The sequence below is a fragment of the Litorimonas taeanensis genome, from assembly GCF_003634015.1.
Lineage (GTDB): Bacteria > Pseudomonadota > Alphaproteobacteria > Caulobacterales > Maricaulaceae > Litorimonas > Litorimonas taeanensis.
This window is the reverse complement of record NZ_RBII01000001.1, coordinates 1283038-1302262: the sequence shown is the minus strand read 5'-3', so window position 1 is coordinate 1302262 and position 19225 is coordinate 1283038. Positions and strand designations below refer to the sequence as shown.

The 19225-nt window shown below is 45.6% G+C and carries 15 protein-coding genes; 12 read left to right on the top strand and 3 right to left on the bottom strand.

The window, feature by feature from the left end:
* Window positions 1-2 precede the first annotated feature (2 nt).
* From DES40_RS06050 to DES40_RS06030, 5 genes are all read left to right on the top strand, one after another.
* Entirely contained in the window at window positions 3-371 is a 369-nt protein-coding gene (locus tag DES40_RS06050) for a cupin domain-containing protein (protein WP_121099619.1), read from the top strand.
* A complete protein-coding gene (locus DES40_RS06045) occupies window positions 358-1665 on the top strand; it encodes an MFS transporter (protein WP_233345450.1) in 1308 nt (435 codons plus the stop codon). The genes DES40_RS06050 and DES40_RS06045 overlap by 14 nt, the downstream gene beginning before the upstream one ends.
* A 45-nt stretch (window positions 1666-1710) precedes the next feature.
* Window positions 1711-2592 (top strand): NAD(P)-dependent oxidoreductase, encoded by an 882-nt coding sequence (locus DES40_RS06040; protein ID WP_121099618.1) that lies wholly within the window; start codon window positions 1711-1713, stop codon window positions 2590-2592.
* Window positions 2593-2616: 24 nt separating this feature from the next.
* Window positions 2617-3372: an SDR family NAD(P)-dependent oxidoreductase gene (locus tag DES40_RS06035; RefSeq protein ID WP_121099617.1), complete on the top strand. Its 756-nt coding sequence runs from the start codon at window positions 2617-2619 to the stop codon at window positions 3370-3372.
* An 87-nt stretch (window positions 3373-3459) separates the two neighbouring features.
* Window positions 3460-4497 (top strand): sugar kinase, encoded by a 1038-nt coding sequence (locus tag DES40_RS06030; RefSeq protein ID WP_121099616.1) that lies wholly within the window; start codon window positions 3460-3462, stop codon window positions 4495-4497.
* A 539-nt stretch (window positions 4498-5036) separates the two neighbouring features.
* Here DES40_RS06030 and DES40_RS06025 read toward each other — a convergent pair.
* The gene (locus DES40_RS06025) at window positions 5037-6122 is read right to left on the bottom strand and encodes a polysaccharide lyase family 7 protein (RefSeq protein ID WP_121100479.1); all 1086 of its coding nucleotides are present in this window, start codon (window positions 6120-6122) and stop codon (window positions 5037-5039) included.
* Between the two features lie 300 nt (window positions 6123-6422).
* Between DES40_RS06025 and DES40_RS06020 the strand changes: the two genes are divergently transcribed.
* A complete protein-coding gene (locus tag DES40_RS06020; protein WP_121099615.1) occupies window positions 6423-8696 on the top strand; it encodes a TonB-dependent receptor in 2274 nt (757 codons plus the stop codon).
* Here DES40_RS06020 and DES40_RS06015 read toward each other — a convergent pair.
* Window positions 8686-9357 carry a TetR/AcrR family transcriptional regulator gene (locus DES40_RS06015; RefSeq protein WP_121099614.1) on the bottom strand — a complete coding sequence of 224 codons (672 nt, stop codon included), beginning with the start codon at window positions 9355-9357 and terminating at the stop codon, window positions 8686-8688. The two genes, DES40_RS06020 and DES40_RS06015, sit on opposite strands and share 11 nt — an antisense overlap.
* A gap of 79 nt (window positions 9358-9436) precedes the next feature.
* On the opposite strand from DES40_RS06015, the gene DES40_RS06010 reads away from it, so the two are divergent.
* From DES40_RS06010 to DES40_RS05995, 4 genes are read left to right on the top strand one after another with little or no spacing between them, the layout of a single operon-like run.
* Complete coding sequence (locus DES40_RS06010) at window positions 9437-10996, top strand: class I adenylate-forming enzyme family protein (RefSeq protein ID WP_121100477.1); 1560 nt, start codon at window positions 9437-9439, stop codon at window positions 10994-10996.
* A complete protein-coding gene (locus DES40_RS06005) occupies window positions 10989-11852 on the top strand; it encodes an alpha/beta fold hydrolase (protein WP_121099613.1) in 864 nt (287 codons plus the stop codon). Before DES40_RS06010 ends, DES40_RS06005 begins: the two co-directional genes overlap by 8 nt.
* Window positions 11849-12769 carry an alpha/beta fold hydrolase gene (locus DES40_RS06000; protein ID WP_121099612.1) on the top strand — a complete coding sequence of 307 codons (921 nt, stop codon included), beginning with the start codon at window positions 11849-11851 and terminating at the stop codon, window positions 12767-12769. Before DES40_RS06005 ends, DES40_RS06000 begins: the two co-directional genes overlap by 4 nt.
* A gap of 3 nt (window positions 12770-12772) precedes the next feature.
* Complete coding sequence (locus DES40_RS05995; RefSeq protein ID WP_121099611.1) at window positions 12773-14044, top strand: spinster family MFS transporter; 1272 nt, start codon at window positions 12773-12775, stop codon at window positions 14042-14044.
* A gap of 69 nt (window positions 14045-14113) precedes the next feature.
* Here the strand turns inward: DES40_RS05995 and DES40_RS05990 are convergent, their stop codons facing one another.
* Window positions 14114-15691 (bottom strand): tetratricopeptide repeat-containing sulfotransferase family protein, encoded by a 1578-nt coding sequence (locus DES40_RS05990; RefSeq protein ID WP_121099610.1) that lies wholly within the window; start codon window positions 15689-15691, stop codon window positions 14114-14116.
* A gap of 201 nt (window positions 15692-15892) precedes the next feature.
* On the opposite strand from DES40_RS05990, the gene DES40_RS05985 reads away from it, so the two are divergent.
* Both DES40_RS05985 and DES40_RS05980 read left to right on the top strand, forming a co-directional pair.
* Entirely contained in the window at window positions 15893-18286 is a 2394-nt protein-coding gene (locus DES40_RS05985) for a TonB-dependent receptor (RefSeq protein ID WP_121099609.1), read from the top strand.
* A 154-nt stretch (window positions 18287-18440) separates the two neighbouring features.
* Window positions 18441-19118, top strand: a complete 678-nt coding sequence (locus tag DES40_RS05980) for a hypothetical protein (protein ID WP_147405865.1) — start codon at window positions 18441-18443, stop codon at window positions 19116-19118.
* Window positions 19119-19225: the final 107 nt, after the last annotated feature.

Here is a 19225-nt window from a genome sequence, read left to right as displayed (position 1 = left end):
TCATGCAAAGCCACGCTTTTCTTTTTGGTGACAAGGTTCCGGTGGAAGATGTTGATCCTGGTATCAAACGTCAAATCCTTGGTCACAATGACGATATCATGCTTGTAAAAGCGACCTTCGAAACAGGGGCAGAGGGCTATCAGCATTCTCATGTTCACTCCCAAGTCGCTTATGTTGAAAGCGGCGTTTTCGACGTAACAATTGATGGCGTCACAAAGCGCCAAAAAGCAGGAGATTGTTTCTTTGTAGAACCTCATGCGATGCATGGTGCCGTCTGTATCGAAGCGGGCGTTCTCTTGGATATGTTCTCACCCATCCGTGAAGACTTTTTCGAAAATTATAAAAAGGGGAAATTCCATGATGAAGGGTAAGTTGCGGTGGGTCGTTGTCGGCCTTGTCGCGTTAGCAACAATTATTAATTATATTGACCGTCAAACGCTTAGCGTTTTGTGGTATACGGAAATCGCCCCTGATCTTTTCCCTGAAAAAGACGCGACAGGCATTAAGCAAATTTATTCCGTGATTACGATTGTCTTTATGTTTTCCTATGCCTTTGGTCAGGCCATTTTCGGGAAGATATTTGACTGGGTTGGCACGCGTCTTGGTTTTGTCCTTTCAATTGGTGTGTGGTCTCTGGCAACGATTGCGCATGCCTTTGCAAAAGGCGTGTTATCATTCAGCATTTTCCGCGCTATCTTAGGGGTATCTGAAGCGGGTAACTGGCCCGGAGCGGCAAAAGCCAATGCGGAATGGTTTCCAGTCAATGAGCGCGCTCTCGCGCAAGGTATATTTAATTCTGGCGCTGCAATTGGCGGCATTATCTCAATTCCACTTATTGGTTACATGGCTTTATTCATGAGCTGGCAGCTGATTTTCATTGCTGTTGGTATATTGGGTATTCTTTGGTTAGTGCCGTGGTTGGTTATCGTAAAAGCGCCGCCGAAATACCATTCTTGGATTTCAGATGAAGAACGCGAGTATATCCTCAGTGGTCAGATTAATGAGGACCTGAATGAGGACGGTAGCTTGGATGGTGGTTATAACCCACCAATGGGTGAGCTGTTGTCGCGTAAACAAAGCTGGGGCGTTATTGTTGCCTCTGCGACAATCGACCCAATTTGGTGGTTGTTCATTGTTTGGATCCCGACTTACTTATTCGAAGTCCATGGCTTCGTGATGAAGGATCTCGTGGCCTTTGGTTTTATCCCTTATATCGGCGCTATGCTTGGGGCTTGGTTCGGCGGGCTATTGGCTCAAAACCGTATCGATTCTGGCTGGACCGTAGATAAGACTCGCAAGCTTACAATTACATTGGGCTGTTTAATTATGTTGCCTTCGCTCTTGGCGCTTGCTGTGGCATCGACGCCTGGTTTGGCTTTAACTTTGATGTTTATCATTCTGTTTGGTTTCCAGACTGCAATCGGAAATGTACAGACATTGCCTGCTGATTTTTACGGTGGAAAAACCGTTGGTACTTTGGCCGGTTTGGCTGGAATGGCCGCAAAACTTGCAGGCGCAGCATTGATTTTCCTTGTGCCTATTATGACGCAAGGCGGCAATTATTTCACGGTCTTCGTTCTTGGTGCCATAATGGCTCTCACGGCGATTGCTTCAATTTGGTTCCTTTGCGGGAACATCCAACCTCTTAAACCTCGCGCGAAATAATCGGCGCGAGAATAATTTAATTAGATACTTAATAGGAGTAGAGTTATGTCAAAACCAATCATCGGTTTTATCGGCCTTGGCCTCATGGGCGGCAATATGGTCGAAAATCTACAGAAACGCGGCTTTGAAGTCATCGTTATGGATTTGAATCAAGACGCCGTAGACGCTGTTCTGGCGCGCGGAAATGCGAGCCAAGCCAAGTCGCCCAAAGAATTGGCAGAAAAAAGTGATATCGTTCAGCTTTGCTTGACGACATCTGCCGTTGTTGAAAAAATCGTCTATAGCGAAGACGGTATCTTGGCCGGTATCAAAGAGGGTTCAGTCCTTATTGATTTTGGTACATCCATCCCAGCGTCTACACAAAAGATCGGCGCAGCATTGGCTGAAAAAGGCGCTGGCATGATTGACGCGCCGCTTGGCCGTACGCCAGCCCATGCCAAAGATGGTTTGCTGAACATTATGGCCGCAGGCGATAAAGCTACATTCGACAAATATGAGTCTATGTTAAAAGAGCAGGGTGAAAATGTATTCTATCTTGGCAAACTCGGTGCAGGTCACACAACGAAGCTCATTAACAATTTCATGGGTATGACAACAGTTACAGCGATGTCGCAAGCTTTCGCTGCTGCGGAACTCGCAGGCGTAGACCGTGCACAGCTTTATGATATTATGTCCTCTGGCCCTTCAAACTCGCCCTTTATGAAGTTCTGTAAAAACTACGCTGTTGATGGCGTGAGCGACCTTGGTTTCTCAATCAATAATGCGAATAAAGACCTTGGATATTTCGTACAAATGGTCTCTGATTTGGGATCACGTTCCTTGGTTGCCGAAGGTACATCCACTTGTCTCCAAGCGGCTGTAGACGCCGGAATGGGTAACGGTAATGTCCCTGAGATTTTCGACTATTTTGTAAAACTCAAGAAGTAACCTTCAGTAAGAGTGAAATCAGAAATGACCGGTTTAAAAGGTAAAGTCGCAATCGTTACAGGCGGTACTCGTGATATCGGCCGTTCCTGTTCTATCAAACTTGCCGAGGCAGGGGCGAAGGTTGTTGCAAACTATTATAATAACAAGGCCGCGGGTGAAGAGACAGTCGCGGCTATCGAAAAGATTGGTGGGCAGGCTATCCTTGTCAAAGGGGATATGACCCTGAAAGCTGATGTCGATAATTTGGTCGCCGAAACGCGTAAAGCCTTTGGCGATAATATTGATGTCCTTGTGAATAATGTTGGCGGCCTCGTGGCTCGGAAAACATTATCGGAAATGGACGAAGACTTTTTAAACTCTGTCATGTCGCTAAATTTAAATTCGACATTTCTCGCGACGCAAGCGGTTGTTCCGTACATGCCACATGGTAGCGCGATTGTGAATTTAGCGTCTCTGGCAGGACGTGATGGCGGAGGCGGGGGCGCTTCTGCGTATTCCGCTTCGAAAGCGGCGGTTATGACGTTTACGCGATCAATGGCAAAGGAACTTGGCCCTCAGGGTATCCGAGTAAACGCCCTTTGCCCCGGAATGATTGATACAACTTTCCATGATAAATTCACACCCGATGCGGTGCGGAAAAATGTAGAGGCCTCTGTGCCTTTGCGCCGTCAAGGGCACCCTGATGATTGCGCTGATACGGTTGTGTATCTCGCGTCTGACGCAGCGTCATATATCACAGGGGCCAATCTTGATATTAATGGGGGAATGTTTTTCTCATAGCTTAACTTAATTATTTGGCCGGTCTGAGTGACGTTGCAAAGGTCGGCCAAAAGATATTTCACAGCATTAGACAAATAGAGACTTTAAATGACTGATTTTTTATCATTTGGCGAAATCATGCTCCGCCTCCGTACAAACGGTTATGAGCGCTTTTTTCAATCACCTAGCTTTGAAGCCACCTTTGGCGGCGGCGAAGCCAATGTGGCTGTTTCACTCTCAAATTATGGATTAGACGCAGGATTTATTTCTGCTTTGCCAGATAATGACATCGGACAAAACGCCGTAAATTCATTGCGCGCGCTGGGTGTCGATACGTCAAACATCCTACGTCAAGGCGAGCGCGTCGGTATTTACTATCTCGAAACAGGTGCCAATCAACGTCCATCCAAAGTTATTTATGACCGCGCTGCCTCTTCAATTTGCGAAGCCAAGGTTGGTGACTTCAACTGGCCAGAAATTTTTAAAGGGGCAAAGTGGTTGCACATTACAGGCATCACGCCGGCCTTATCACAAGATTCTGCGGACCTTAGCCTTGAATGCGTGAAGGAAGCTCAGAAAGCTGGCCTGACGACATCATGTGATTTTAACTTCCGTGGTAAACTCTGGAAATATGGCAAGACAGCGCCGGAAGTCATGAAAGACCTCGTCAAACATATTGATGTTGGTATTGCCAATGAAGAAGACTGTCAAAAGTCACTTGGTATCTCTGTTGATGTTGATGTTGAAAGCGGCAGCGGTCACTTGGACCTTAGTAAATATGAGGAATTATCTCAAAAAGTTTTGGATATTTACCCGGGTATGTCCACAATTGCGATTACGCTTCGCGCGGCTGTAAATGCTAATATTAATGGTTGGTCAGCTTGTATGCGGGATCGCAAAGCGGGTTTCTTATCCTCTAAGAAATATCAGCTTACTGATATCGTTGACCGCGTTGGCGGCGGCGATAGCTTTGCGTCAGCCTTCATTGCTGGATTGCATCTTTATGAAGATCGCCAACAAAGTCTTGAATTCGCTGTTGCGGGTTCTGCGCTTAAGCACTCAATCTTGGGCGACTTCAACCGTGTGAACCGTAAAGAGGTAGAAGCGCTTATGGGCGGTGACGGTTCTGGTCGTGTGCAAAGATAACGCACCTATTGACTTATAAACTAGATTTCAAAACCTAGATTTCAAAACCAATATTTATAAACCTAAATTTATAAACTAAGAGGCCGAAACTTTTCGTTTCGGTCTTTTTTATGAGCCGCTGAGATTACCTTGGGGGGAGTACATCATATTCATCATTTCTGGTTTCATTAGTGATGAGATATGCAAACAAGCCTTGGCTTTGAATTATATAAAGTGTGAAAAATCTATTCTTCAGACAAATGAATGCATAGCGAGCGGGCTGTGCTATGATTTTTTACATAGCTTCTTTGCAAAGCTGTCTATTCCCGAAAAAACAGGATCGCGTATTAAAGGATTAACGGGACACAGGTCTCGCCAACGCTTTTTAGAGTGTTTTGTTTTTCAGGATTGATACAATGTTTATGACACGTATTTCTAAATCAATGTTCACATCATTTTGCTCAGCTGTCATCACATGTACAGCGGCTATCGCGCCATCAGCATTTCAATAAGACGACATGGCGCGCGCCGTAATTAATCGGCGCGCATAATACTTGTCTTTAGGGCGCTGTTGAGGGCCCGACGGTAAGTTCCGAAAAGCTTGTCTGAGCGTAATCGCCATTGGCTTTATCTTGGGCCCAGTCACCTGTACCGGAACACGCCACATACCACATGCCTGGTTCATCTTTAGTGCTACACTGATTATAGACGCCAGCTTTGAAATAGAGTGAATCGCCTCCGTAACTATATTTGTTATCTAGGGGGTCGATATTACCATTGGCATCAATATTGTTAGCCAAGTTGATAGCGTATTTAACCGTGTCTTTTGTGGGGCTTTCAAAGGTTAAGTACATTGTGTTTTGATGCACATTCACGGTGTAGCTAAAGTCTTCGCCTAATGCGACCCCTGCGGCGCCCGGCTTGTCAGAATTTTCCCAAGTGTTACCCCAGACTGGATAGGCTATGTCCGTACGGTTTGGATCATCTTTGGCGAGATTTCGTTCATAAGTCCAGAATACAGATCCCGTTTCGTGATCAGGCCATTTTTTGTAGTAAATTTTCAGAGGTTCGTTTCCGTAACCAAAACCACTTTTAGTGCTCTTATATTTAACCGCGTGAATCTGACCAATGACAGCGGAATATGCGGCTTTCTTATCGGGATGTCCTGCATTCAGAGCGACATGATCGACGCGAAGCGTGGCGTCCATCCGTCCGCCAATCGAACCGAATTTGTCAGAGTCTTTACGCGCGAGGACAGCAAAGTTGTTTTTAGCGTCATGGGTTTTAATTTTTGTGTTTTTGCCCCGTAACATATAGCGAAGTTCACTGCGTGTATTACTCGTATTCTTGGTCTTCGCGCCTCTATTCGGGGCAACAAATACCATTCGGCCTTCATCATCTAGGTAGAAAAAATCTGGGTGCGAAAATTTTTTAATTTTCTTTACGGGGATACTATCGACCTTGCCATCCTTGTTTAAATCGACAGGAAGGGTGATATTCCAATGGCTCAAATCAAAATGTTTTGCGGGGACATCGTTCTTTTTTGGCGCTTCATTCGCGGCGGCATTGGCGCCCACGCTTAGGGCAGAGCCACAGAGTAAACTCGTAATGCTGGCTTGAGTAAGTGAATTGAATTTATAAATCATCTTGCCGTTATCCTCATTAGCCAAAATTGTCGAAATCATTGTTTAATAAGGATAAAATTGCAAATTTTATGAAAAAAAGCAATCAATCTTTGCAGGCCGTTATCGCTATCACCTACGAAAAGAACTGTGAAAAAGGTCCTGGCGACAGGCCAAATCCAGCTAGATTTAAAGGGAAATTATAGAGTTTGGATTTTGAAAACTAGGGGGTGAATTTCCCTAATTGACATGCGGTGTAAAATATTCAACAAGTGTTGAAATTGAACGCTTGTTGAAATTAGCGTCGCCAAACAGGGGAATACAATGTCTATCCATCGCAGTCTAAATCTATCTTCTTCTCTGCTCGTGCTTGCGGCTATTGCGAGCGCAGCACCCGTTTATGCGCAAGTACAGGATGAAGTCGTTGTCACGGCGCAGCGCCGTGTCCAAAGCATCCAAGATGTACCGCTCGCCGTAACGGCTGTTTCCGGTGATTATCTTGAAGATATTGGCGCCGTTGACATAACGGATGTTCAAAAATTGACGCCTAATGCGACCATAGAAGCGGCGCGCGGGTCAAGTTCTACTTTGATTGCCTTTATTCGCGGTGTGGGACAGCAAGACCCTGTTTGGGGCTTTGAACCTGGCGTAGGAATCTATGTCGATGATGTGTATATCGCGCGTCCTCAGGGGTCAGTTCTGGACGTTTTTGATGTTGAACGCATAGAAGTTCTGCGCGGGCCACAAGGCACGCTGTATGGCCGAAATACAATTGGCGGCGCTATTAAATATGTCACCAAGAGCCTGAATATGGAAGCGCCAGAATTAAAAGCTCGCGTTAATGTGGGCTCTTATGGTCAATTTGATCAAATTGTGTCTGGCTCTGTTCCTGTATCTGACACTTTTGCATTGGGCGCTGCAATCGCGAATTATAAACGCAACGGCTTTGGCGAAAACCTGAATACTGGGGCCGACCATTATGACAAAGATGTACTTTCAGCGCGCCTGAGTGCCGAATGGAATCCAACAAGCACCTTTAACCTGAGATTAGCTGGCGATTACACGCAAGACGATTCAAACGCAAAACACGGCCACAGATTACTCCCTAGCTTTGATGGGACGATTGCCGTGACCGAAGACGAATATGACACGCGCGCTGGACTCGGTGATGATAATTCAGTGGAAACGAAAGGGGTCTCTTTGACCGCCTCATGGGATGTCAATGATGCACTGACCTTTAAATCCATCACAGCCTACCGCGAAGGTGAAACAGTAACGCCGATTGATTTTGATGCCTTGCCTCAGAATGATTTTGACGTACCGGCTGTGTATAATGACGAGCAATTCAGTCAAGAATTTCAGGTTCTATATTCAAATGATAGATTATCTGGTGTCGCGGGTGTGTACTATCTGGACGGCACGGCTGATGGGGCGTTTGACACCATTTTAGGGGGGCTCGGGCTCACTGTTTATGTGGCCGGGGAGCAACAAAAAGAAAACCTCTCAGCCTATGCTGATTTTACTTATGAACTGACAGACCGTTTGGGACTCTCTTTGGGCGCCCGTTATACAGAAGATAAATCGATTGCAGATGTCACACGAGAACTTTGGTTGGGTGCGGGCTCGGCGTCATTTGACCCGTCAATTACGACATCGACGGGGCCTATACCTTTAACAGGATATACGGGACTTGAGCGTAAAGATAATGAGTTCACGCCTCGTATCGCCCTAGATTATGCACTCTCACAAAACACAAATATTTACGCTTCATTCTCTCAAGGTTTCAAAGCGGGTGGGTTTGATCCTCGCGCCAATGAATCCGCAGATTTAGGCATTAGCCGCGCCGGATTTGGACCAGAAACTGTTGATAGTTATGAAGTGGGTGTAAAGGGCGCTTTATTAGATAACCGCCTAACTTATGCTCTTGCTGGCTTTATGTCTGATTATACAGATCAGCAAATTACAGTTCAAACAGCCATTTATAACCCCGCACTACCAGGTGCGGTTGGAACCCCAAATGACTTTGCTTCAACAGTGCTGAATGCAGGTAAGTCTGAGTATAAGGGCCTAGAGTTTGAAAGTGCTCTACATCTCAGCGAGAATTTCACCCTCAACGCAATGGCTGGTTATATCGATGCTGAAATCACCGAAGTGAATGACGCTAGTTTAGGGAATATTGCAGATCTTTATGTACCGCAAAACACGCCTAAAATTACGACACGATTTGGCTTTAGTTATAATTATGATCTCGAAGGTATGGGCGGGCTTCTCTTTACGGGCTCGGCCTCTTATCGCGATGAATATCATCTCTTTAACGTAGCTAACCCAGCATTTGCCGCAGGTACGAACCCAAGCTTCCCGGATGGTGGCCCTGCACTAGATCCCACGAGCTACACTGTCTTTGATTTGGGCGTAAATTGGACAAGTGAAAGCGGTCGGTGGGATTTCGGAATTTATGGCCGAAATCTAACGGATGAAAGAGCGCGTGTAGCAGGATATAATTTCGCGCATCCAGCACCTCTTGGCTTGGATAGCTCGTATTCTGCATTCTATCGCGCGCCTAGAACCGTGACGGCGTCTATTGGGTTTAATTACTAGGTTCCCCCCGCGCGCATATGGCCCGCATGCCAGCGGCTATAAAGGGGATCATATGCGCGTATCCCGTCTTGAAGTCAGATGAAGAGGCTTTGCCTTCTGACAAAATATCGAGACGACCTGTATCAGCAAATGTTAGCGTAAGGGCCCCAGAGAGATAATGATAACCCCAGTAAATCGCTTGTTCATCAGCCTCAGGGAGAGCTTGGCGCAAAGCGTCGATAAATCTTTGAACCAGTGGGTTAAAGAATTGGGTCATGAACTCTTTGCCATATTCATGCGAGTTATTGACGTAAGCAATCAGCGCCAAATAATGCCGCAATCCATCGTCGGCAGAGCTTTGAATTTCTCCAAGCGGACGAAGATAAGCGTCTATAATGCCTTCGACACTGGGCGCGCCTTTAGAGGCCTGCAAACATTCATCAAGCGCCTTAAAACGCGCACTGTTTACGATATCAGCTCGGCGTTCCAGAACGGCATTAAACAAGTCGCGTTTAGGGCCGAAATGGTAATTAGCCAAAGCCAAATCGACACCTGCTCTTTTGGTAATCTGGCGCAGAGTCACTCCATCATAGCCATATTGCGCAAACAAGGCCTCAGCCGAATCCAATATCAAAATCTTTCGCGATTTTTTGGCTTTTGGTTCAACGGCTGGGTTTGCCAATTTATTCCTCTTTCAATGCGTAATTCCAGTGTCGTTATGGGCAGGGTTACGACGCGCGTCAATTCATGCGAGATATATTGTGTCTAATTTAATTCAGTCAACAAATCCTCTTTTGCCGGATATTTTTGCTCTGCACGGGAAATGGAGAGCGAGTAAACCCGCTGTCGTCTCTGATGATGAAACGCTAAATTGGAAAGCGTTTAACACCCGAATTAATCAGGTGGCACATGGGCTTTCTGAAATGGGCCTTAAAAAAGGAGATCGCGTCATCGTTCTGATGTCTAATGGTCTGCCTATGATGGAGTGCCTGTTTGGCATAATGATGGGCGGCTTTGTTTCGGCGCCACTCAATGTTTCCGTTAGCGATGATGCTATCGCGAATATGATTAATGACAGCCAAGCCAAGGCAATTATTGCCACCCCTGAACATTGCTCACGACTAGAGGCTATGGCGAATGCCCTTCCGGGCATGGCCAATAAAAACCGTATCTGTACTGGCCCTGCACGAGAGGGGTGGAAGCCATATAAGGCGTGGCGCGATACTCAGCCCAACACAAGACCCGATACTCAAATAGACCCTGATGATTATTTAAACATTATATATTCTTCGGGTACGACGGGGCAGCCCAAAGGGATTGTTCACACACATCGTGGACGCCGTGATTGGGCCTATGATTTGTCAATCGCGCTTCGTTATAATAGCGGTTCGCGATTTCTTGTGACTATTGGCCTTTATTCGAACATTACATGGGTGGGGCTACTGTGCACGATGCTTGCTGGCGGGACAGTACTCATCAATGGGAAGTTTGATGCGGAAACGCTTTGGCAAAAGATAGAGGCGGAAAACATCACGCATTTATCTATGGTGCCTGTTATGTATGAACGGATGATGGCCGTTGAGAATGCGGGCTATGACGCTAGCTCTATGCAAGGCATGATGAGTGCAGGTTCGCCGTTGCGAAAGCCCGTAAAGTCAGCCTTATTTGAACGTTTTTCTTGTGGCATTATTGAACTTTACGGCCTTACTGAAGGCGTCATCACGACGCTGGATCCAGAGGATGCAGCAGACCGTTTATCTTCGGTGGGTTTACCGCTTATCGGAACAGATTTGAAAATTCTGGACGATTCAGATTCTGAATGCCCGTCTGGCAAAGCCGGTGAAATCGTTGCGAATGGCCGTATTGTTATGCCCGAATATTTTAACCGCCCTGATGCGACACGTGCGGCGCAGTGGATAGATTCTGATGGCGTTCATTGGTTGCGCACTGGCGATATCGGCTATTTGGATGAGATGGGCTATCTTTATATAGTTGATAGAAAGAAGGATATGATCCTTTCAGGAGGGCAAAATATTTATCCGCAAGATATAGAAACTGTCCTTTTATCACATGAAGACATCCAAGATGCGGCTGTGATTGGGGTGAAGAGCGAAAAATGGGGCGAAACGCCTCTGGCTATCATTGTCCCAAAAATAAAAAATGTTGATGCTGAAAGCTTGCGCATTTGGACAAATAATCAATTAGGGAAGCAACAACGAATTACAGGCGTAGACCTCATTGATGAAATACCGCGAAATCCAAATGGTAAAATTTTAAAGCGGGAGTTAAGGGAGAGTTATAAGGGGCGAGTCTTTGACTAAAGTTTACAGTGATATTTTTTATGAAAGTCCGGATGGGCTAACGCTTTATGCGCGGGATTATGGGCCGAACTCTGATAAACCTGTTCTCTTATGCTTACATGGATTGTCACGAAATTCAGCAGATTTTCATGAACTCGCACTGTATTTGAGATCTGATTTTCGCATAATTTCCGTAGATCAACGTGGTAGAGGGCGTTCAGATTATGACTCGAATACAGATAACTATCGCCCAGATATTTACTGTGGAGACATGTTTGCCCTGTTGGAGCATTTAAATTTAAAAGAGGTGATTGCCATAGGTACGTCTATGGGGGGTATCATGACAATGATGATGGCGGCGATGCGACCCAGCATTTTTCGGGCGGCCATAATAAACGATATTGGCCCTGAAATTGATGACGCCGGATTGAACCGAATAAAAGGCTATGTTGGTAAAACAGGGGTTTTTGAGAGTTGGGATGCGGCGGTTGCGGCGTTAAAAGATCAAGGACAAGATATTTTCCTTGATTTCACCGATACAGACTGGCTGGCGTTTGCGCATCGAACCTGTGAGCCCATAGAGGGCGGACAGGTTAAATTTGCTTATGACCCCGCCATATCAAAGCCTTTTAAGAGTGATGATACAGCCTCTGCACCCGTAGACATGTGGCCAATTTTCGCGGCCTTAAACCCCATTCCCGTCATGACGATACGGGGGCAGGGTTCGGATATTCTCTCATCAAAAACCTTATCCGCTATGCAGAAGGCCCATCCCAATTTTACTGCTGTTGAAATTCCAAGAGTGGGGCATGCGCCTTTATTGACCGAGCACGAATCTCTGTTGGCGATTGACAGATTTCTGAAAGCCTTTCTATGACCCTATTGCGTTCATTTTTTATTTTATGGGGCCTTATATTTCTGGGAGCATGCAGCGCGACTGAAACGCCAACGGATGGCGTGATAGACAATCCTTATTTTCTTTCACAAGATAAAATAGTCGATATTGATGGCCTAAAGATACGGTACCGAGATGAAGGTCCTCAGACAGCAGAAACGCTCATACTTGTTCACGGCTTTACCTCATCGCTCGAAACATGGGACGCTTTAGCGAATAATTTAAAGCAAGATTTCCGCCTTATTCGTTTAGATTTACCGGGGCACGGATTAACGGGGGCCGATACGCAGAAACGCTATTCTGTTGATGAAACCGTGATGTTTCTAAGCCATTTCATTGATGTTTTGGAAATTGAAAAGCCAGTTCTGATTGGTAATTCTTTGGGGGGATTGGTCTCTTGGCGTCTTGCGGTAAAGTCTCCTGAAAATGTCTCAAAATTGGTCCTTATTTCACCCGGCGGTTTTTCGATTAACGGCGTGACGGAAAAGCCAGTTGAAGTGCCGATGATGCTTAAATTCTATTTGAAAAATGCACCCTTAGCTGGGGTTAAACAAGCCACTCAAGCTCTCTTTTCAAACCCAGAAAAGCTCTCAGAAGAACGCATTAATACTATACAATCCATGATGCTTTACGGAGGAAATGGGGAGGCTTTTATCGAAAGACTAAACGTTTTTACTCTGCCTGACCCTGAGCAAGATTTGGCTAATGTTAGGTCGCCAACACTGATTGTGTGGGGAGAAAATGATATTCTGGTACCTTCAGACCATGGGGCCAAATTCGTAAAACATATGCCAAATGCTGAGCTTATTACTTATCCCGATACAGGGCACACGCCTCAAGAAGAAGCGCCGGAAAAGTTAGCATTTGATATTCGTAGATTTTTAGAGGCACAGGAATAGTCCATGACATTACGTTCAAAAAATAAATGGTACCTCTTATTTATTCTAACCATGGTTTACACATTGAACCATGTGGACAGACAAGTCATGGTGATCTTATCAGAGCCAATTAAACAAGAATTTGGTCTGAGTGATACACAGTTAGGTTTATTGACGGGTATAGTCTTTGCCGCTTTTTATGCTGTGCTAGGCATTCCTTTCGCGGCTTGGGCAGACCGTGGAAATCGCCGAAACATCATTGCGCTCGCCTTGACGATTTGGTCGGGTATGACGGCGCTTTCGGCTTTTGCAGGGAATTATGGTCAATTAGCACTTGCGCGAATGGGCGTGGGAATTGGTGAGGCGGGGGGCACGCCGCCAGCGACGGCGATGATTGCAGATGTGTTTCCGCCCAAGCGCCGGGCTCTTGCACTTGGAATTTACACCACAGGTATAAGCCTAGGAATATTATTCGGGTTTATTTTGGGAGGGGCTATTGCGGCTAAATATGGCTGGCGTATGGGCTTCTTTGTGGCAGGTGTGCCGGGCCTATTCCTCGCGCTTGTTTTGCTTCTTACCGTCTCAGAACCGCGCAGAGGCCAATCCGAAGAGAGAGTGTTAGATGAGAATGTCCCAAGCTTAAAGGACACATTGCGTTTCTTTCTCTCTCAACGGGCCATGATTGGTCTCTTATTGGGTGGGGTCTTTGTTTGCATTTCTGCCAATGCTTTTCTTGTCGGGATTCCGCTTTATCTCATTCGTGTTCACGAGGTGCCAATCGGTGAATTGGGTATTGCGCTTGGCTTATTAATGGGCGGGCTCGGCGGAATTGGAGCAATCGGAATAGGGGCCTTATGTGACAAACTTTCAGAGAAAGATCTGCGTTGGCGGCCATGGACAATTTTATTGACGGGTTTAATTGCGGGCCCCTTTATTGTGTGGTTCCTCTATGCACCTGACAAGCAAACAGCTTATTGGGTTTATACTGTGCCGGGACTGTTTGGATTACTTTACGCGTCAATTTCTTACACAGCGATGCAAGAGCTAGTCCCGGTACGCATGCGAGCTATGGCTTCGGCTGTGATGCTATTATGTATGACCTTAATTGGGATTGGCCTAGGCCCAGTTATTCTAGGAATGATTTCTGATTACTATGCCTCAACTCTGGGCACACATTCAATTCAACGCGCGCTGACAATTATCATGATATTTAACGTGTTAAGCATTGTCTTCTACATTGACTCGGCTCGGCATTATAGGGCGGGCGTTGCACGTGCCGAGAAGAGTGGAATTTAAGCGCCTTAAAAAGGCTAATATGCCAGTCTGGCAGTGATGTGCCAGACGGCCATAAAGTGCATGACAGCCTTACTGGGCAAGACTTCCTAAGGCTGTCATCAAAGGGTCTAGCTTATCATTATATTTTTTCCATCGCCCAATGGATCCAGAATAAAGGGGTTGGCGAACTTGCACAGAACTCGCGGTAGAGACAGGGGCGGCGTTTTCATGAAAACGCAAACAGGCTTCATCCCATTCCAAATCGCAAAAGTCTAACAGTCGCCGCGTTTGGTTTTCCTGATCAAAAATGATGTCTTCATAGTGTACTTCCATGAAGCGGTTCCGAGGTATGGTTTGGCGCCAATGAGCTATCAGCGCGTCGAATTCATGATAAAACCAAGCTGTGTCTTCAATATCGAAAGTATAATTATAATAAGAATATTGGGTCGAAAAAAGCTGTCTGAAATTTGATAAACAGCTATCCATGGCGCCCCGGCGAAGCGTAATTAGGCGCGCATTGGGCAGCGCTCTGTGTATAAGACCTGCATAAAAGAAATTAAGCGGCATCTTATCAATCATGTGTTTTGAATGTCCTGCCCAGTCAATCGTGTTGGCGATATAAGACCTGCCAATGGACGTTAAATCTGAACTCTCTGTTCTCAAAAACGTATCCGCATCCATCACTAAATTAGATTGCGTCTTTGTGTTTTCCTTCACAAGTTCAGCGAATATATTGAGCTCACCTGCTGAGGTGACTTCAGGGTGAGAAGATAAAATGCGATCGACTAGTGTGGTGCCCGTTCGCGGAAGACCAAAAATAAAAATGGGGGCATCCGTCACGGTTGGTGTAGGCGCCGTAGAGATAGATGGTGAAGAGATTGTTGGGCTCGTTGTCTTGGCCGCTTCGAACAATGCTTTGCCTGCACGGCGGTCATAGCGAAGTTGACCTCGCTTGGTTTTCTTTCCGCGGATCAGCCATTCAAAGCTGTCTTCATACTGCCCTAAATCTTCTAGAGTTTTTGCAATGGCATGGCCAAGTTGTAACGTCGCGTCCGCATCGTTTTGGGCTTCGTTGAAAAGTGTGGTCAAGGTCTGGAGGTGATTATTACTCTCGGTTTGCTTGTTCAGAGAAACCAAAGCTGACCACGCTCGGTAAAATTTAGGGTCTAAAAGAATTGTCTTCTCATAGGCTGTTTTAGCTTTTTTAAAGTCGCCTAAAAATTGGGCTGATGCGGCGAGATTGTAATAGAAATTTGCTTGGTTTTTTTCGAGTGAAACCGCCTTGTCAAAATGAGGCAGAGCTTGTTCATGATACCCTGAACGACTGTAAATTACGCCTATTGTATCGAGCAAGAATGGGTCTTGGGTCTCAAGTTTTGCCGCCTTATCGAGACGTTCTTTCGCAGCCTTTTGTTGTCCCAATGTCGAAAGTTCTTTCGCAAGGTAAACGTGAAAGCCTATCGTGTCTGGGCCTAGCTCTACGGCTTTTGTAAAGAGGTCTAAGGCTTTGGAATGATTGCCATGTTCAGAAGCGATAACGCCAAGTAAAAAATACGGCGTGGGACTATGGATGTTATCCTTAATCGCCTCAATTGAGTCGCTATGTACGGCTTTATATGCCTTTTGTTTCAAGAGCAAAAGGCCGGTGCTATATGTCAGGTGAGGCATGATTAGTCTTTATGTGATGAAACCTTGGCCGCTATTGTCTTACCAAAGTTCAATCTTTGTGCGTGTTCATTCGTAGACGAGGCTGCAGGCTAATTAACTTGATTTGAACCCTTAAATTTTCCGACACCCTCTAAGATTGAGGCTAGTAAATTACGTTTGTGATTGCAACGGGCCTTTATTTAAACAGGAAAGAAGGAATTTATGTTGCGTCGCACGACCTTGAAAAACAAATTAAAATTGACTGCGAGTATTTTGGCTTTGCCCATGAGCTTTTCGTCAATTGCTGCGCCGGCTCAGGCACAGGTGAATGATGAAATTATCGTGACGGCAACACGCCGTGATGAATCGGTTCAAGATATTCCGTTTAATATTTCTGCTGTATCTGCGGCTGAGCTTGATGAGATTGGTATCACTGACCTTGCTGAATTATCCGCTTGGGTACCGGGTTTCCATATTATCAATAGCGGCGGACGCGAGGTGGATGGTATTGTCATCCGCGGATTAAATGCTGACGGATTAGGTGCTGCCAATAATAATGGCACCGTTGAGACTTACATTGGTGAAATCCCCTTATTTGTCGATTTGAAAATGAATGACATGAAGCAAATCGAAGTCTTACTTGGGCCGCAAGGCACGCTGTACGGGGCCGGCACCATGGGCGGCGCTGTTAGATATATACCAAATAAACCTGATTTTGAGGAAGAGTTGTTCTCTCTAAGGGCGGATGCTTATGCTTATTCAAAAGGCAGCGGGATTTCTACCGATGTTGGCCTGACAGCTAACGTGCCTGTTTCCGATAACTTCGCATTACGCATGAATATTGATTACCTAAAAGATGATGGATACATTGATTATGTGAATGTGGTGAACCAGATTGGTTTCACAAATCCAGATGATCCCAATGGTGTACATACGGTCGAAGACGCCAATAAAGAAGACACGTTTTCTCTTCGTTTTGCCGCGCGTTGGGCCCCCACTGATGCCATTGATGCAACTCTGACTTATTACGGTCAGTTCCAAGATGTCGATGCGCGTTCCCACAATGGTTACGTAAGAGAGCGTGCGCCAGATTTTTATGTCTCAGGCCCTTATGAATCTGCAACGCGTGTGCTTGAACCTAATAAAAGGGATGACCAATTAGTCGCTCTGGAAGTCATCGCTGATCTAGGCTTCGCTGAACTCACTTCGGCAACAGGTTTTGGGAAATATGATGAGCTTGGCAATCGTGACCAAACGGACCTCTTGGTTGGCCTTCAATATAGTTATGAAAGCTTCCCCAACTTTACAGCCATTACTGAAGAGGCTGTTCAAAGCCAGTTCTTTAACCAAGAAGTTCGCTTGGTCTCAACAGGTGATAAGTGGTATAATTGGATTATCGGCGCCTATTATAATGAAACCGAAACGCAGTCCCTCTCACATGAGTTCACACCAAATCATCCTTTTTCAAACAGAGATGATGATTTAGAATATGATGCTTTTTCAAATTCAAAAGATAAAGAGATGGCTCTTTTTGGTGAAGTTGGATTTGATTTAACAGAGGCTTGGCAGGTGACTCTGGGGGGTCGATATTTTGAATATGATTTAAAATCGGTGAGTGACGCTATTGTACCTTTCTTTGCGGCTGCCAGTTATGAGCAATCAACACTCGAGGGTATAAAACAGCTTGCATTTGATCCGGTGAACGACGCCAAAGATGATGGCACATTGTTCAAGATAAACACATCTTACGCCGTTACTGAGGATGTAAATGTTTATGCGACAATTTCAGAAGGGTTCCGTTTAGGCGGGTCTAACGGAATTCAATCTTGTCCTGACGTCTTGCCGACAACACAAATTTTATGTGCCTTGCCAGATGAACAAAATTACGCACCTGACACAACGACGAACTATGAAGTCGGGGTCAAATCGACATTGATGGATGGGCGTTTAACCTTGAATGGTGCCTTATATATGTTGGATTGGGAGGGTATTTTACTCGCAGGTGCCACAGTCAACGGGACTTTGCCGATTTTGCAAAATGGCGGCTCTGCTCAATCTAAAGGGGTTGAAGTCAGTTTCGATTATGCGCCTACGGATACAATAAATATTCGCGGTAACTATGCCTATACAAATGCAGAGCTGACAAGTGATGCGCCTGACCTTTATTCTCCTAATGCATTTTATAATGTGGACGCAGGCGATACGGGGGGCGTTGATGGCGATCGTCTGCCGGGCTCCCCAGAGCATCAATTTAGCTTGTTTGGTGACTATACCTATGGCTTGGAAAGCGGGCAGGACTTAGTCTACCGTGCAGGCGTAAGCTATACGAGTGACATCTTACAACGTGTAGGGTCGATCGCTAATGGCGAAACTTTGGACGGTTACTTTTTAGCCAATATGTCACTCTCTTATGTCGCCGATAATTGGGATTTGACTGTTTATGCAAATAATTTGTTTGATGAATATGCAGAGACAACCATTACGGGCACTTCTGCCTCTATCCAGACATATCGGGACGGATTTGGAACAGGCGGAACGCATTTGTTCAGAGGTTTCCGCCCAACGCCTATCGCTCCGCGCGTCGTGGGTATGCGGGCAACGTATTCATTCAAATAATTAATCAGAGAGAGACTGTCTCTCAGTCTCAAAGTTACCTTTGATAAACAAGAGCAAGAAAAGCGGGGCAATTCGTCCCGCTTTTTTGTTACCCCGATACAGGGTGCTTGGGCGCCGATCCGGTGAATAGGCGTGATCCGAGTGGGATGCGTACGTGTCACGGAACTCCAGATGGCGTTGCGTGTCAGAAAGTGGAGACGGTGTCTCAATATATCCGGGAACCCAAGATTGGCAAGATTTGAGAGCAATGTATGATAATAGTTCTGATTTTGGCGACAGTTTCGTGGGAGGGCTATTAAACGATCTTCAAATTTCAATCAGGAGGGCGCTAGATGCAAGTATGCCAAAAATTGCTGCGTGCGCTGCGGGTAAAGCTATAGCGACAGCGGCAAATGTCGCTATGCATTTGCAAAATGGTTATTCTGTAGAAACAATGGGGGGGACAACAGTAGTCGGGCTGAATTCAGGTGCTCGCTTTGGGGATTATAAACTTGGTGCTATGGGTTCTTTTTTATATATTCAATCAGCTGAGGAGACAGCGATTTGCACTGCTGTAACAGGAAATATAGGAAGTTCAGGTAGGTCATTAGGTGGACTACCTTCTGTGTCTACCTCATCTTCTCTTGGAGCTACAACTGCAAGCTTGGATACGTTTATGAGTGGAGATGGTTACGGTTTAGGACGTGGATTTAGGGGTTTTGTAGGGGTGTCAGGAGGAGTTATCAAAGATAACCAAGAAAACTTTCATCCTCTCGTAAATTTAGAATTAGGTGTTGGAACTGCACAGGAAATTTCAACTGGCGTATATTCCGATTTTGAAAGTTGCTCGTAGGGGGAGGTATGAAGGTACTTGCTTTTTTCTTATCTGTAATGGTTGCCATTATGTTCTTTGGTGTGTTGTTTAAATCAGAATATTTTGTCAGATTTGCAGATTTGTTA

Bases quoted from the DNA above. Each gene is read 5' to 3' on its own strand.
- DES40_RS06050 (WP_121099619.1), top strand. From the start codon at position 3: ATGCAAAGCCACGCTTTTCTTTTTGGTGACAAGGTTCCGGTGGAAGAT.
- DES40_RS06045 (WP_233345450.1), top strand. From the start codon at position 358: ATGATGAAGGGTAAGTTGCGGTGGGTCGTTGTCGGCCTTGTCGCGTTA.
- DES40_RS06040 (WP_121099618.1), top strand. From the start codon at position 1,711: ATGTCAAAACCAATCATCGGTTTTATCGGCCTTGGCCTCATGGGCGGC.
- DES40_RS06035 (WP_121099617.1), top strand. From the start codon at position 2,617: ATGACCGGTTTAAAAGGTAAAGTCGCAATCGTTACAGGCGGTACTCGT.
- DES40_RS06030 (WP_121099616.1), top strand. From the start codon at position 3,460: ATGACTGATTTTTTATCATTTGGCGAAATCATGCTCCGCCTCCGTACA.
- DES40_RS06025 (WP_121100479.1), bottom strand. From the start codon at position 6,122: ATGATTTATAAATTCAATTCACTTACTCAAGCCAGCATTACGAGTTTA.
- DES40_RS06020 (WP_121099615.1), top strand. From the start codon at position 6,423: ATGTCTATCCATCGCAGTCTAAATCTATCTTCTTCTCTGCTCGTGCTT.
- DES40_RS06000 (WP_121099612.1), top strand. From the start codon at position 11,849: ATGACCCTATTGCGTTCATTTTTTATTTTATGGGGCCTTATATTTCTG.
- DES40_RS05995 (WP_121099611.1), top strand. From the start codon at position 12,773: ATGACATTACGTTCAAAAAATAAATGGTACCTCTTATTTATTCTAACC.
- DES40_RS05990 (WP_121099610.1), bottom strand. From the start codon at position 15,691: ATGCCTCACCTGACATATAGCACCGGCCTTTTGCTCTTGAAACAAAAG.
- DES40_RS05985 (WP_121099609.1), top strand. From the start codon at position 15,893: ATGTTGCGTCGCACGACCTTGAAAAACAAATTAAAATTGACTGCGAGT.